This is a genomic window from Flavobacterium sp. RSSA_27, from assembly GCF_051547125.1.
Taxonomy (GTDB): Bacteria; Bacteroidota; Bacteroidia; order Flavobacteriales; family Flavobacteriaceae; genus Flavobacterium.
On record NZ_JBPTTN010000002.1, the window covers coordinates 77,295 to 92,212 of the forward strand.

Annotated in this window: 14 protein-coding genes; 3 read left to right on the top strand and 11 right to left on the bottom strand. The window is 34.6% G+C overall.

Annotation, left to right across the window (positions count from 1 at the left end; genetic code table 11):
* The first annotated feature begins 40 nt into the window (after positions 1-40).
* Both ACSVH5_RS03215 and ACSVH5_RS03220 read left to right on the top strand, forming a co-directional pair.
* The gene (locus tag ACSVH5_RS03215; protein WP_438060023.1) at positions 41-1,480 is read left to right on the top strand and encodes an acetyl-CoA carboxylase biotin carboxylase subunit; all 1,440 of its coding nucleotides are present in this window, start codon (positions 41-43) and stop codon (positions 1,478-1,480) included.
* Positions 1,481-1,517: 37 nt separating this feature from the next.
* Positions 1,518-3,059 (top strand): acyl-CoA carboxylase subunit beta, encoded by a 1,542-nt coding sequence (locus ACSVH5_RS03220; RefSeq protein WP_438060024.1) that lies wholly within the window; start codon positions 1,518-1,520, stop codon positions 3,057-3,059.
* Between the two features lie 50 nt (positions 3,060-3,109).
* Here the strand turns inward: ACSVH5_RS03220 and ACSVH5_RS03225 are convergent, their stop codons facing one another.
* The 3 genes from ACSVH5_RS03225 to ACSVH5_RS03235 all read right to left on the bottom strand — a co-directional run bounded on the left by ACSVH5_RS03225 (position 3,110) and on the right by ACSVH5_RS03235 (position 6,110).
* Positions 3,110-3,643, bottom strand: coding sequence for a hypothetical protein (locus ACSVH5_RS03225; protein WP_438060025.1), 534 nt, complete (start codon positions 3,641-3,643; stop codon positions 3,110-3,112).
* A 517-nt stretch (positions 3,644-4,160) separates the two neighbouring features.
* Positions 4,161-4,853, bottom strand: coding sequence for a response regulator transcription factor (locus ACSVH5_RS03230; RefSeq protein ID WP_438060026.1), 693 nt, complete (start codon positions 4,851-4,853; stop codon positions 4,161-4,163).
* Positions 4,854-6,110 carry a sensor histidine kinase gene (locus ACSVH5_RS03235; RefSeq protein ID WP_438060027.1) on the bottom strand — a complete coding sequence of 419 codons (1,257 nt, stop codon included), beginning with the start codon at positions 6,108-6,110 and terminating at the stop codon, positions 4,854-4,856. It abuts the gene before it with no gap.
* A 162-nt stretch (positions 6,111-6,272) separates the two neighbouring features.
* On the opposite strand from ACSVH5_RS03235, the gene ACSVH5_RS03240 reads away from it, so the two are divergent.
* Positions 6,273-6,698, top strand: coding sequence for a DUF1573 domain-containing protein (locus ACSVH5_RS03240; RefSeq protein WP_438060028.1), 426 nt, complete (start codon positions 6,273-6,275; stop codon positions 6,696-6,698).
* Between the two features lie 75 nt (positions 6,699-6,773).
* Here the strand turns inward: ACSVH5_RS03240 and ACSVH5_RS03245 are convergent, their stop codons facing one another.
* From ACSVH5_RS03245 to ACSVH5_RS03280, 8 genes are all read right to left on the bottom strand, one after another.
* On the bottom strand, positions 6,774-7,253 hold the full coding sequence (locus ACSVH5_RS03245) for a hypothetical protein (RefSeq protein WP_438060029.1): 480 nt from the start codon (positions 7,251-7,253) through the stop codon (positions 6,774-6,776).
* 590 nt (positions 7,254-7,843) lie between these two features.
* Positions 7,844-8,902, bottom strand: coding sequence for a nucleoid-associated protein (locus tag ACSVH5_RS03250; protein ID WP_024981128.1), 1,059 nt, complete (start codon positions 8,900-8,902; stop codon positions 7,844-7,846).
* Between the two features lie 46 nt (positions 8,903-8,948).
* On the bottom strand, positions 8,949-9,308 hold the full coding sequence (locus ACSVH5_RS03255) for a four helix bundle protein (protein ID WP_438060030.1): 360 nt from the start codon (positions 9,306-9,308) through the stop codon (positions 8,949-8,951).
* A 72-nt stretch (positions 9,309-9,380) separates the two neighbouring features.
* On the bottom strand, positions 9,381-9,920 hold the full coding sequence (locus ACSVH5_RS03260) for an IS1096 element passenger TnpR family protein (protein WP_438060031.1): 540 nt from the start codon (positions 9,918-9,920) through the stop codon (positions 9,381-9,383).
* A gap of 154 nt (positions 9,921-10,074) precedes the next feature.
* Positions 10,075-10,470 carry a hypothetical protein gene (locus tag ACSVH5_RS03265; RefSeq protein ID WP_438060032.1) on the bottom strand — a complete coding sequence of 132 codons (396 nt, stop codon included), beginning with the start codon at positions 10,468-10,470 and terminating at the stop codon, positions 10,075-10,077.
* Positions 10,471-10,549: 79 nt separating this feature from the next.
* Entirely contained in the window at positions 10,550-11,314 is a 765-nt protein-coding gene (locus tag ACSVH5_RS03270; protein ID WP_438060033.1) for a DUF2490 domain-containing protein, read from the bottom strand.
* Positions 11,315-11,426: 112 nt separating this feature from the next.
* Positions 11,427-13,028 (bottom strand): SulP family inorganic anion transporter, encoded by a 1,602-nt coding sequence (locus ACSVH5_RS03275; protein ID WP_438060034.1) that lies wholly within the window; start codon positions 13,026-13,028, stop codon positions 11,427-11,429.
* A gap of 20 nt (positions 13,029-13,048) precedes the next feature.
* A complete protein-coding gene (locus ACSVH5_RS03280; protein ID WP_438060035.1) occupies positions 13,049-14,917 on the bottom strand; it encodes a proton-conducting transporter transmembrane domain-containing protein in 1,869 nt (622 codons plus the stop codon).
* Position 14,918 lies beyond the last annotated feature (1 nt).

Below are 14,918 nucleotides of genomic sequence, written 5' to 3' on the forward strand. Positions count from 1 at the left end.
TCTTTGCTCTTTGTTCTTTCCACTTAAAAAAAAAAATCATATGAAAAAAATATTAGTTGCCAATAGAGGAGAAATCGCCATTCGAGTGATGAAAACTGCTCGAAAAATGGGAATCAAAACAGTGGCGGTGTATTCTACTGTAGACCGAAATGCACCTCACGTAGCCTTTGCAGACGAAGCGGTTTGTATAGGTGAAGCACCATCCAATCAATCCTATTTGTTAGGAAATAAAATTATAGAAGTGGCCAAAGCGGTTCAAGCAGATGCGATTCATCCAGGCTATGGTTTCTTGAGTGAAAATGCTGAGTTTGCCGAAGAAGCTGAAAAAAACAACATCATATTCATTGGTCCAAAATCCAAAGCCATTCATATAATGGGTAGTAAATTGGCAGCCAAAGAAGCCGTTTTAAAATACGACATTCCAATGGTCCCTGGAGTGGACCACGCGATTACGGATATAGAAGAGGCTAAGCGTACTGCAAAAGCAATTGGTTTCCCTATTTTAATCAAAGCTTCTGCAGGAGGTGGAGGTAAAGGAATGCGTGTGGTGGATAATGAAGCCGATTTTGAAGCGCAAATGAACCGAGCTATTAGCGAGGCTGTGGCTGCTTTTGGAGATGGAGCAGTTTTTATTGAAAAATATGTGGCGTCATCAAGACATATCGAAATTCAAGTGATGGCGGATAGTCACGGCAATGTATTGTACTTGTTTGAAAGAGAATGTAGTATTCAGCGTCGTCATCAAAAAGTAGTGGAGGAAGCACCCTCAGCGGTTATCACACCTGAAATTCGAAAAAAAATGGGAGAAGCTGCCGTATTGGTAGCCAAATCTTGTGATTATTTAGGTGCAGGAACCGTGGAGTTTTTGGTGGATGAACAATTGAATTTTTATTTCTTAGAAATGAATACGCGTTTGCAAGTAGAACATCCAGTTACCGAAATTATTGCTGGGGTTGATTTGGTCGAAATGCAAATTCGTGTGGCTAGTGGAGAAGCGCTTACCATTCAACAAGAGGATTTGAAAATTCACGGTCACGCTGTAGAATTACGTGTGTATGCCGAAGATACTTTGAATGGCTTTTTACCAAGTGTAGGTAATTTAGAAGTTTACCAATTGCCCGTAGGAGAAGGTGTTCGAGTAGATAATGGATATGCTCAAGGAATGGATGTGCCTATTTATTATGACCCGATGTTGGCCAAATTAATCACTTACGGAGCCACTCGTGAAGAAGCTATTCAGCGTATGGAACAAGCTATTGCTGATTATAAAGTGGAAGGTGTGCAAACCACATTACCTTTTGGTGCTTTTGTAATGCAACACGAGGCGTTTCGTTCGGGAGATTTTGATACCAATTTTGTAAAGAAGTATTACAATCCTGAGATTTTAAAAGAACAAACCCAGAAGGAAGCATTGATTGCAGCAAAATTGGCGTTGCAACAGTATTTACAGGACCAAAAAGTGCTTCGATTGCCTAATTAAATAGGTGCTTGGTACATTTTAATAACAACAGAAAAGTATGGAATCTAAAATAAAAGTATTAAACGAAAAAATAGCACTAGCCCAATTGGGCGGTGGTCAAGCCCGAATTGATAAACATCACGCCAGTAAGAAGCTAACCGCAGGAGAGCGTGTAATGTATTTGTTGGACGAAGGTTCTTTTGAAGAAATTGGGATGTTGGTTACTCACAGAACTACCGATTTCGGGATGGAGAAGGACCTGATTTACGGAGATGGTGTAGTTACGGGTTACGGAACCATTAATGGAAGATTGGTCTATGTTTTTGCACAAGATTTCACCGTTTTTGGTGGTTCTTTGTCCGAAACACACGCCGAGAAAATTTGTAAAGTAATGGATATGGCGCTCAAAGTGGGGGCGCCTATGATTGGATTAAACGACTCAGGAGGTGCTCGAATTCAAGAAGGCGTTCGTTCTTTGGGAGGTTACGCAGATATTTTTTATCGCAATGTACAATCTTCTGGGGTGATACCTCAGATTTCGGCAATTATGGGACCTTGCGCGGGTGGTGCGGTGTATTCCCCTGCGATGACCGATTTTACTATGATGGTAGAAAACAATAGTTATATGTTTGTTACAGGACCCAATGTCGTTAAAACGGTAACCAACGAGGAAGTAACTTCAGAAGCTTTAGGTGGTGCCGTAACACACGCTTCCAAATCGGGAGTGGCGCATTTAACTGCTCCCAACGGAGTGGCTTTGTTGAACAGCATCAAAAATCTTTTGAGCTATTTGCCACAAAATAATAAAGAAACAACTCCAAAAGTACCTTATGTTTTGGGCGATGAAGTGCGAATGGAATTGGCTACAATTATTCCAGACAGTGCCAACAAACCGTATGATATGCACGAAGTGATTCGAGGGATTATTGATGCCGATTCTTTTTATGAAATTCATAAAGAGTATGCCGAAAATATTATTGTAGGTTTTGCCCGTTTGGGAGGAAGAAGTATCGGAATTGTTGCCAACAATCCAATGTTTTTAGCAGGGTGTTTGGATGTGAAGAGTTCTATCAAGGCTGCGAGATTTGTTCGTTTTTGCGACAGTTTCAATATTCCGTTGTTGGTGTTGGAAGATGTTCCTGGTTTCTTGCCAGGAACCGACCAAGAATGGAACGGAATCATTGTGCACGGTGCCAAATTATTATATGCTTTTAGCGAGGCGACCGTGCCAAGAGTTACAGTGATTACTCGAAAAGCCTATGGAGGAGCTTATGATGTAATGAATTCCAAACACATTGGTGCCGATATGAATTTTGCTTGGCCTACGGCAGAAATTGCAGTAATGGGTGCCAAAGGTGCTTCTGAAATTATCTTCAAAAAAGAAATTAGCGAAGCCGAAGACCACGAAGCTAAACTTTTAGAAAAAGAAGCTGAATATGCTGAGTTATTTGCCAATCCGTACACCGCAGCACAACGCGGATTTATAGATGAGGTTATTCTTCCAGAAGATACCCGTCGAAAGTTGTTGAAAGCCTTCAGTATGCTCGAAGGAAAAACTGTACATAGACCAGAGAGAAAACACGGCAATATTCCGTTGTAAGAAAAAAAAATCGGCAACCCTTAAAGTTGCCGATTTTGTTTGTATGCTATTTAAAATTTGAGCATTTCACCACTTGGGCTAACTACTATATTTTTAGTTTCTTTATCTTTTTTTATTTTAAGAGCATATTCTTTTTTCAGAACCGCTCCGTCTGATTGATGATAAGAAAATTTATCTTTTTCAATTGACCAACCTGGGAAAGATTTGTAAACGGAATAAATAACCTCGTTGGGTAGCCGCACATCGGAATACTTTTCTACCACATGTATTAATTTTCCGTTTTTATTATAAGTAGCTGTTAAGGTCCCTGCTTCTGATTCGAGCATCACTAGATACGTATCATATCCCTCATAATCCTTGCCCAAATTGTATCCAATGAATTTATTTTCCATTGCGACTATTCTTTGATCTGCATTTTTATCAGGCAGATAAATAGAAAAATCTTTGCCCGCATTTTTGATAACTACTGCTGGTAGCTCAGAAGGTGTTGGACCTTTAGTTTTTGTTTCCCCATCGTTTGTTTGTTGGCTATAGCATGGGTGTAGCATTGCTGTGATAAATAGTGCCAAAAATATTGTTTTCATTTTGTTTAATTTTAATTGATAGTACTGGTAACTTGGTTTCCAAAACTACTTTGTAGATCGTCATTACTGTTTTTTTTAAGAGTAATGATTGGAAACAGATCTAGAAAGTAAGTTTATTTCTCACTTTTGTGATGATAAACAGAACAATTAAACTGCATATTTATATGCAATTGGATTTTGGAACAAAAATGAATGAAACAATTCTCAGTATATAGTAAATGAGAAATTTTAATAACCTACTTAATTTTGGGATATTCACCTTTATGAAGGTGTAAAGTCGGTTGCAATTACTGTTCTATTAAATGAAGTAATAGTAGTTTAAATTTAATTTTAATGAAAAGATGTAGAAAAAATACGACTTTCAAATTCAATTTGAATTAATGAAAGGTAGTGAACTTCAAACTTAAATCAATCTAATTTAGAGGTCAAAGATAAGTCCTTTTTTTGATTTTAGAACAGGTATTTTTACTTGTTTTTTGTATAAAATAAATACAATCAAATAGTTGTAAAAAAATAACTACTGGTTTTGTATAGAAAAACGAAAACCAATTCCGTGAAGGTTTTCAATTGTAATTCCGGGTTCGTGCGTAAAAATCTTTCGTAGTCTAGAGATGAAGACATCTAAACTTCGGCCCATGAAATAGTCATCGGTACCCCAAAGAGCCTTTAGAATCTCTTCTCTTTTTAAAACTATATTTTTGTTATCCATAAAAAGCTTCAAAAGGTCGGATTCTCTTTGGGTTAATTTTATTTTTTCATGGTTATTCCAAAGTAAATAATTTTTAGTGTCAAAAGTATATTTTCCAATTTGGTAATGGCTATTTTCCCTCATTTCTTTTTTATGGGATCGCTTTAAGAAAATTTCAATTTTGAGTAGTAATTCTTCTATACTAAATGGTTTTACTAAATAATCATCGGCACCTAAACGTAATCCTTTGATACGGTCTTCTTTGAGTGTTTTGGCAGAGAGAAAAATGATGGGAATATCAAGGTTTAGTTTTCGAATTGCCTCGGCCAATTCAAAACCATCTTTTTTAGGTACCATGATGTCTAAAATACAAATATCAAAAGGCATTTGCTGAAAACATGCTAATGCTGAAACACCATCCTCGCAATGATGTACCTCATATTGATTTTGTTCTAAATTGTCTTTAGTCAAAAAGGCCAAGGTTGCATCGTCTTCGACATATAAAATTTTATAATTACTCATTTAAATCGGTAATAGTAAGGTTACATTGATCCCTTTGCTAGTATTGTTGGTGACAACTATTTTCCAATGATGCAAGTCACAAATCTTTTTTACATAATATAAACCTAAACCAAACCCATTGATTTCATTGCTTTTTTTGGATGGGATTCGGTAAAATTTATCAAAAATAAAAGGTATTTTTTTAGTCTCAATCCCAATTCCGTTATCGATGCAGTCGATTTGTAAATGCTGCTTGGTATTGGTAAAACGAAGGATGATTTCGGGTGTTTTTTCACAATATTTTATCGCATTGTCTACTAAGTTATAGATGATGTTTGAAAAATGAAAAACATCACCATATAGCTGCGTTTTGCTACTTTGATTGTCTAAATGAAACACTACCTTTGGATGTTTGAGTTGACAGTTTTCTATTATTTCTTTGATAATTGGAAGGAACTCAAATGTAGTTTTTTGGAGTTGTAATGGCGTAGCATCCGATTTGGCCACCGTTAAAATTTTCTCTACCTGTTGGTTCAGTTTATTGCCTTGCTCTACAATGATTTGAGTATATTTTTCCAACTTTCCATCATCAGTAATTGGTTTTTGTTTGCTCAAATAATTTGAAGCAATTAGTATCGACGACAATGGTGTTTTGAATTCGTGAGTCATATTGTTGATGAAATCACGTTGCAAATCGGAATATTTTTTTTGTTGCAAAAGCGTATAAATCGAATACACATAAATCAAAAGAATTAGTACCAAAACTAATGAAAGCACGAACCAAAACTTAAGAGAACTGAATAAAAAGCTCGTTTCGTTGGGAAAACGAATGGCAAAATAGTAGACCAAGTTTTTGTGTTTTGGGAATTGTATGGAATGTTTTGTGCCCTGTTTTTCATCAAGGGAAACATAATTGCCATAAACCATCTCGTCGCTCTGACAATTGTAAATAGCGTATTCAAAATCTGTGGTAACCCCCAATTTTTTGAATGCGGATTTGAGATAAAACTCCAATATAGAGGCATCAAAATCATTCTCAACATTAACGATGTAATAATCATTTGAGATTTTTTGCACTGGATTCTGCACAGGAATTTCTTGATTATTGCCATTGTATAAGTTTTTAGCCACTTCATAGAGTGCAATATGTGCTTTTTGACTGAATTTTTTTTCCTCAATTCGAAACGCCTCTTTGGTCCACAAGAGTTGTGCGACTAGGATGCCAATAATGGCTATAAGTCCAATGATAATAATACTATTAAGCCGGTTGATTTTCAAGAATAATTGCTTTAGGAATGTAATATTAAGTAAAAATAAGTTCATTTTTCTGCATTAACAAGTCGTTAACAATCATTTGAAAATGTTTAACAGCCAAGAAGAATAAAGTAACTATATTTGATTTGTTAAAAAAAAGAACACTAACTTTTAAATATATAAATTATGAAAATGTTAAAAATTTCTTTGTTGGCAGTGGCTTTTGGATTGATGTCTTTCTCAGGTAGTACTGTTGTAAAAACTATGGTCACTAAAGCGGCTACTTATGCAAGTGCTTTGGTTTGGAAAGCAGAAACTATAGATGTAGGTTCAATTCCTCAAGGTACTCCAAAACCAATTGTTTTTGAATTTAAAAACACTGGGAAAACTCCTGTAATTTTGACTAATGTTCAAGGCTCTTGTGGATGTACAGCTACTAATTATACCAAAGAGCCAATCGCTCCAGGAAAATCAGGAACAGTTACTGCTACTTATAATGCAGCAGCAATGGGAGCTTTTACTAAAACTGTTACAGTAACTTCTAACGCTGAAGCTACTCCTAAAGTTTTAACTATCAAAGGAACTGTAGTTGCAGCTACTGCTAAAAGCTAATTCAAAATCTTCAAAAAAAGAAGAAGCCGTTTCATAATCATGAAACGGCTTCTTTGTTTAAAAATAGTGTGGTATTTAGTAAGTGTACATCGTAGCACTTGATTCTGTTCTGTTGTTTTGTGCTAATGAAACAAAAGGAATGCCTTCTTTGGCAGCTTTTCTTTTCAAAGCAGTGATATTTTGTTGTTGAACAGCCAATGGAGTCTGTCCTTTTACTCGGTTAACGAATTTAGAGTCATTCGCAGTTGAAGTCAAACCAGTAGTTGCATTAGGAGCAATAACAATTACTTTGTGATAGTCTTGTTCGCCGTTTACTGTAATTTTATCTGAAACTTTGGTTGTCGCATTGGTTGCAGTGTTAATTAATTCTGCTACTGCAAAAGTGCTTATCGTTTGCTCAACTTGATCTTTTCCAGTGTTGAAATACATCAAATTGTTGTCAGTTTTGATGTAATTTACATTCAATTTTTCACCGTTATGTTTTACTAAAACGTGCGATTGAGCAAAAAAAGCCATAGACAAGCTAAAGCAAAAAAATGTTAAAAGGGTTTTCATAATATAATGTTTAAAAAATAATAATTATTCAATACTACAATAGGCAAAAGTACAGCATTCATAAATTGCACTAAATTATCAAATGACAAAAACACTGTTAAAATTGATGTAGTATTTTGTGATTTTCACATTGTAAAGGTATGATAATTCAGAAATAGTCACAATTTGTAATTGGTTAAAAAACAGTTAATCTGCAGTTTAGAGCTTTTTTTTGTACTGTTTTAACAAATTGTGTAACCGATGATTTTTATTAAAGGGGCAGTGACCAAGGAGTTATAAAAATTGGTACTTCAAGTCAACTTTAATAGGGGTGTTCGAGTAAACATAATCTTCCTTTTTTTTTACGTTCTCTATTATTTTTAACTTATTATAAAAATTACCATTATTTTAACAGGAATTTATTTTAGACTTATAATGTACTTTGAGAAATGTTTCAAAGTTTAAGAGTGTTTCTGAACAGTTTTGAGAGCCAAACAAATAGCTTAGGGAGTTTTTTTGGGTGCACTTGTAAGTTTCTTTTTAGAATTATAAAAAAAATCCTCAACTGCTCTGGGCAATTGAGGATCGTATTTTTGAAGGCTGAAAAAAAATTAGTTTTTCTCTTCTTTGTTGAAATATACTAGGTAGTAATACATTTGTTTTTCTTCGTCCCAGCCTTTTTCTACAAATTTTTCGGCACTTTCTGGATTGATAAAATCCATTTTGATTTGGATATGCGTATCCAGATTAATCACGTTTTTGATGGATTTTCTAGCATCCGAAACGGCAGCATTGGCAATAGGGAAGGAGGTCACATCTTCGATGCTGTATTTCTCTCCTTTGTCAACTTTATAGTTTTTGAATTCAGGAATTAAATCGGGATTATCAATAACCTCGTTCAAGAAATTCGATTCTTCAAATTGGTCATTTTTAGCAAAATAATTCACTGAGCGGTTCATGAACATCACTTCTTCTTTTTTGTCTTCGGCAGGAAAAACAACGTCTTTGGCAAAGTTTTGACAAAATTTCAAATACTTTTTGGTGATGAAGTTTTCGTCCTCAAAAGCATCTACAGATAAGAAATGCTCCAACCAGTAGCGCGCATCATAACGATTGCTATCAACAGTCAATATTTTGTAACCTTCTTCTTTTTTGTGGTTGAAAATCAAACAACCTTTGTCGAGTTTGTTCAAGCTCACGCCATGTTGCAGAATCATCTCCAAGTGCGTTTCTTTTTCCTCAAATTGTAAAAAGTCGGATTGTATTTCGCTTTTAAAAACACCAATAGCGTCTACTATGTTATTGTCTATCGACACGTTGGTCAAGTGAGCCACATAGACCTCGCCATTCTTGATATGAGGATGATTGGATTGCTCGAACAAGTGCTGTGTGATTTGTTTAGAAACTTCGTGTAAACTGCCAGGATTATCAAAAATTTGAGTGGCAAATTTGAACATATCGTTGTAATCCAAATCTACTTCGTGCGCAAATTGAAAGTAATTTTCTTCTTTTTCTCTGAAAGGTTTTAAGAAGAATTCTTTAATCAACGGAACAATTTCATCGTTGAGGTTAAAAGGTTGTTCTGATAAGAAAATCGCTTCATTACGACTCTTGTTTCCAACACGATGTATGGAAAGCGTTTCGATGTGGGTGTTGAATAAGTTGATCATTTTTTTTGGAGTTGATGAGGTACTAAGTTTCTAAGATGCTAAGATTTTAGTTGCTTTCTTTTATTTTTTTTATGAATGCAACCAACATTCTTTCAATCTCTCTACTATCCTCATACATATTATTAAATTCTTCCTCTTTTAAAAAGTTTATATTTTTTGCAATTTCCAGTTGAGTTTGCAATTCAAATAAAGATCCCATAGCAATAGTAAGAAACCTCAAGAGTTCGTTTTTACTATCTCTACCAATTCCTACTGCAATATTACTTGGAATTGAAATGGCAGATCGTCTTAATTGAGAAGTTAAACCGAAAATTTCTTCTTTTGGAAATTTTTGAGAGTTGTTATAAATTTTTGTAGTTAATGCCATGGCTTTTTGCCACACTAAAATTTTTCTAAAATCACTCATTTTTTTAAAGTTTCTAAGTTGCTGGGATTCTAAGATTCTTAGTGACTTAGAAACTTAGTTTCTAAAAAATAATTAATTCCAATTCTCCTCAAACCCGTAGTCTTCGAAGCTATCGTCACCACTAAACATGTCTAGGTCGTCTTCGTCAAGATCGTCTTCGAATTCGCCGTAGATGTCGTCATGCATATCGGCTTCAAAGTTTTTTTCACCGGCTTCTGCTGGCATACTACCGTGAGAGAATAAGGTTTCTGGATAGGTACCACCTGCAACTGGTTCTTCTATAGCGGCTAATTCAACCAAGAACGTCCACATGTTGATGAAATCGTACACATAGATGATTTTGGTATTGGCTTCATCAAGGATATCCGATAAAGCGTAATCGCTCATGGTACGTTGTTCGCCAGGAACATCTCCGGTGTCAAACAATGGAATTTCGTCTTCTTGATTCCAAGTTTCGTCACAGGTATAAAAGGAAGCTACCTCCATACCATCAAAGCCAAATGCATTAAAAATAGCGTTGTGTAAATCTTCTAAAGTATCGTCAGAAAGTATTGCTATGTCTCTAAAAATGTCTTCTTCGGCATCTAGAATAACTCTAAATTTATAAACCATAATTTTTGTTTTTGTTGAAACGTCAAAGGTAAAATTTAATTTTAGAAAACACTTTTGCAATCTTATTTTGTTGAAAAGATTTTATTTTCAAAAGCTGTATTAACAAAAAAAGCTGTCCATAACAGACAGCTTTTAAAAGTAAGATTTTGAGTGATTAATGCTTCTCTTCAGAACACAAACCTACGATTTCATGGAATACATCATGTAATGCAGTCAATGATTTTAGGGTAGCTTCGTCTGAACCTTTTGCTTTTACCAGTTTGTCCAAGCCTTTAGCACCTTCTTGCAATTTTTTGATAGAAGCCAAGATTGCTGGTGTTTTGAATTCGGCTGGGATAGCTTCTTTTGACAACGCCTCTGCTTTTTGAACCATTTCTGCAGAACGCGTTTTAATTGGATTCAAATCACCTTCTTCTGCTGGATGAAAAGTTTGTGACATTACCCCGTGAAAGGTTTTGATAGCAGGCCATTTTTCAAAAGTAGTTTGTGCAGACAAATTGGAAACCACCAAAAAGAAGCACAAAACAGCTAAGAATTTTAAAGTTTTCATGGTTATTGTTTAAAGTTATTGGTTCAAAGGTATCAACTTTTTAGTTGACGAAAAAAAGAACGAATTTAAATAACAACCATTATAAGTTAAAATTGGTAATGTAAGATACTCTCAAGGTCGGATTATCTTCTTGAATCGTATTCTTAAAATTCCAAATATGTTGATGAATATAAGAGAGCTGAATTTGATGATGCGTATTGATATTGTATCCAAAACCACCAATAATTCTATTTTGATTTAAAAAGGTAGCTCCAGCTTTACTACCAATATTCATAAAAACTTCATCACCAACAAAAGTAAAGAGTTTTACCTTGTCGTCTTTTTTGGTCAAATTATAGTTGGCTAAGAAAAGATAACGAAGGCGGTTTCTGTAATCATAATGGTCTATAGAATATTCTGTTTGACCAGATACGGGATCTTTTTGTCCAACGGCAACGCCAACATATCTAAATTCATCTCTTAAACGATTGACAAATTTAAAATCTCCAGAAACAATGGTGTAAGTGCCTTGTATCCAAAAATGATTTTCGGGAATGTTTGTTTTATTCATTGCTGGGCTACCATAAGAATAGGTGTTATTGTGAGTATAGCCAATACTTCCTAAAAATCTTTTGGTAAATTGATAATCTATAGATGGGCGAATAAGCCAGTGCTGTTTTTCGCTAAAGCCATTCGCATAGCGCATAGCAGTTTCAAGAGAAATAGATGTCTTTTTGTTGATCATATTTTTTCCAAAATAACTAAACCAAATATTGTTGTTTTGGGATTTTACTTGAGCGAAAGCTCCGGAAAAATTCAGAAAAAGGAATAGTAATAGTATTGGGAATATTATTTTATTTTTCATTTTTATAAAGTGAAGATATTTTTGAATATAGGAATGCGAATAGTACTCCCACAAGTGTTTTCTTGCGGGAAGTACAATTGCAACCCTAACTAAATCAAACGATTGGGTGAAATTATTTTTGTCCTTTTATTCTAGAAGACAATTTGTGATCGGAGAAAGTGATGTGATCATCTAAACCAATTATGGTTACTTTTCCGCCTTTTGCTACATATTCATTTTCAAAATGATGAAGGTTTTCCATAACCGAGTGATCTACTAGTTTTGTTTTTGTAAAATCGATGGTCACATTCATAGCAGATGGTAGGGCTTCTAATCTGCTTTTGATTCCCAAAAAGTTACTAAAAATTGCCGACTTTTCTACCTCGACTAAATAATCATCACCGTTTGAGGAAACCGAAGCAGTGGCTTTGAATAAAGAGCTAATTGGAGCACCATGAATTAAGTGGAAGAAGATTTTTAATAAAATCCCTGCTGCAATTCCTACCAATAAATCTTCATGAAGAGTAAAGAAAATAGTAATTAAGAAAATGGCCAATTGTTCTTTACCAATGTTTAAAGTATGGATAAATTCTCTTGGGTGAGTTAATTTAATTCCTACTGTAATTAGCATGGCTGCCAAAGCTGCATTTGGAATCATTTCTAGAATTGGAGCTGCCAAAAGCACAAATAATAAGATAAAGAAACCATGAAAAAAGTTAGCCCAACGAGTTTTAGCTCCATTATTTACATTTGAAGAAGAACGAGCTACTTCAGAAATCATTGGTAAACCGCCAAAAACTGCAGCAATTGTATTCCCTATACCTACAGCAATCAAATCTTGATTCATGTTTGATTTTCTTTTGTAAGGGTCCATTAAATCGATAGCTTTTACAGTAAGTAAAGATTCAATAGTGCCAACTAATGCAAACATGATTACATATTTTATGAATAAACCTGTTTGAGAAATACCATCAAAACTGATGTTAATATTGATGTTATCAACGAAATTACCAATTTTTACTAAAGAATATGCTGGTTCTGTTTCTTTGAAATGCATGAACAACTCACACGGAATTGCGAAAAGCAAGACTACCAATGGAGCCGGAATCATTTTGATTGTTTTGTTTTTGATGTAAGGCCATCCTAACATTATGGCTAAACTAACAACACCTATGAATGTAGCTTTTGGATCTAGATTCATGATGAAATTTGGAATGTTAGCAATCAGTTCTAAAGGTCCTTTTCCTTTGGCTAAACTTGGGTCGTCATTAAGTAAGACTGGGAATTGTTTGGCTATAATGATGATACCAATGGCGGCAAGCATTCCGTGGATAGCGGAAAGAGGGAAGAAATCGGCTAGTTTACCCAATTTCAAAACTCCAAAAAGGATTTGAATTACTCCAGCAACTGCCATAGCGCCCAAGGCAAGTTTCCAGCCTAATACTGGGTCTCCTTGACCAAATTCAGCCACAGCACCAGCAACAATTACAATTAGTCCAGCGGCTGGTCCTTTGATGGTCAATTTTGAACCCATCATCAAACTTACTACTAACCCTCCAATTATGGCAGTTAAAAGTCCCATGATAGGAGGGAATTCAGACGCTTTGGCAATACCTAAACTTAGTGGTAGCGCTAATAAAAATACAATGAAACCAGAAATTGCATCTGTTTTAAAATTCTCTTTTAATCCTGCAATTCCATCTGCAGGTATATTTAGTTTGTTTTTTATTGACATTTTTTTGATAATTAAGTTGGTTAAGATGATTTGTATGGTAATTCGTGATTGGTTTTTACGTGAGGTCCTAAGAATAATCTAGCATAAATGCGTATTCCAGCAATTCCAGAAACTACAAAGCAAGAAGAAATAAGAAATGCTAATAGGTATTGATTGCTTTCAATATGACTAAATAAAAGATCCTCACCTATAAAAGTTGTAGTGATTGGAAATCCAGTAACACCTAGTGCTGCAATCAAAAAGAATAGCGCAAATAATGGGTGATCATAAACATGACCCAAATATTGATTAATCAAAATGCGTTTTTCTAGTTTCTTGAGTTGTAATAACGAAATATACCCTATGATTCCTGAAATAGTTATCCCTGATAGGTACATAATCAGTTCATTTGTCGTTATTTTTTCGTTGAAAAGTATAGCCATTGCTATCCAAAAATGACTCAAAACAATTAAAGTCCAAGCCAAGAAAGGTGTTTTACGCTCAGAAAATGATTTTAATACAAAGACAAAACCAAAAAACGCAAATAAATTAGGGATGCTATCAATGATTTCAGTTGGTACACTCTCCTTAAAAACATAAATTAAAGTCCCTATTGAGTATAGCGGTAAGAAGATAAGATATACTCTTTTTAAATTCAGAAAATCCAACGATTTACCCAAGGCTCTAAGTGGTCTCCATAAAAAGGCACTTTGAATGTTCTCTACATTGAATTCTTTTAAACTTAAGACATACAATGAATTGCGAAAACGTTTAGAAAGCCAATGGTTTTTCTTTTCTTCTAATGGAATAAAATTGTAAAATTGGTCGCGAATTAAGTAACTTACTACTGATGGTGACACTAGTAATTGATAAGTGCGCAATAAGGCATTTCCAGTAAAATGAAGTAAGGCTAGATTGTCTAATCCTAAAGCAATTTCGATGAAAATCAATCCAATTTGAGAAATAGAGCTGTAAGCGATTTGACTTTTTACATTCGATTGTACTTTTCCTATCATGGATGCAATTACACTAGTGGTCAAACCCATAATTCCGATTGCAACTCTTACAATGAATTGGTGTTCCCAGAAGGGGTACGTTCTCAGCATTAAAAAAATACCTAAATGCACAGATAGCGAACCATAAAAAATAGCACTAGATGGTGTTGGGCCTTCCATTGCTCTTGGTAACCAACTTGAGAATGGGATTTGAGCCGATTTTACCGCTGCAGCACAGGCCAAACAGAATGCGATAAAGAAACCAATAAAAGTATGACTCTCTAAATGATGGTTGACTAATGCATAATTGTTTAGCTCAACAAACGTTATGTTTTCATGAAATAAATGATGACTGGCCCACATGGCTAAAATCAATCCAACATCCCCAATGCGATAAAGCGAATACACTTTGAAAGCATTTTTTACGGGTAAATAACGCTCTCTATAAAAAGCAATAAGTAAAAAAGAAGAAATTCCAATGATTTCCCAACCAATGAATAGCGTTTCAAAATTACCTGATAGAATGGCTAAATTGTAACCAAAAAAGAAAAAAAGCACGGTATTAAAGAAACGCTTATATCCTTTTTCTCTATGCAAATAATACCTGCTGTAAGTAGAAATCATAGCCGTTAATAAAGCGCCAATTAGCAAATAAACAGCCGAAATTTTATCAAAGTAAAAATCAATAAAAAAGGTATAATTGTCCGTTTTTACAATGGTTAACTCATCTAAATTTAAAGTTTGGCTTCCATTTAAAAGCCATACGATAGTAAAAATTGTAATACCTGCTAATTGTGTAAAAACAATTCCAAAAGACAACCACGAAATAGTGGATTCTTTTTTTTCTGGAATCAACAAGCTAATAACAAATCCAAAAAATGGAAGTAATATAAAATATTGGAGTATCTCGTTCATA